1 rRNA gene is annotated in these 241 nt (G+C 55.6%); it reads right to left on the bottom strand.

Annotated elements, in window-relative coordinates:
• Positions 1-241, bottom strand: a 16S ribosomal RNA gene (locus HPT30_RS00090); the annotation flags it as partial.

The following is a 241-nucleotide window of genomic DNA, read 5'->3' as shown; positions in this document are numbered from 1 at the left end:
GCTTCCCGTTGTACCGGCCATTGTAGTACGTGTGTAGCCCAGGTCATAAGGGGCATGATGATTTGACGTCATCCCCACCTTCCTCCGGTTTGTCACCGGCAGTCACTCTAGAGTGCCCAGCCTTACCTGCTGGCAACTAAAGTCAAGGGTTGCGCTCGTTGCGGGACTTAACCCAACATCTCACGACACGAGCTGACGACAACCATGCACCACCTGTCTCAACTTTCCCCGAAGGGCACCT

It is taken from the genome of Paenibacillus agri, assembly GCF_013359945.1.
Classification (GTDB): domain Bacteria; phylum Bacillota; class Bacilli; order Paenibacillales; family Paenibacillaceae; genus Paenibacillus_AQ; species Paenibacillus_AQ agri.
The sequence above is the reverse complement of the archived record's forward strand: the minus strand, read 5'-3'. Positions and strand labels throughout refer to the sequence as shown.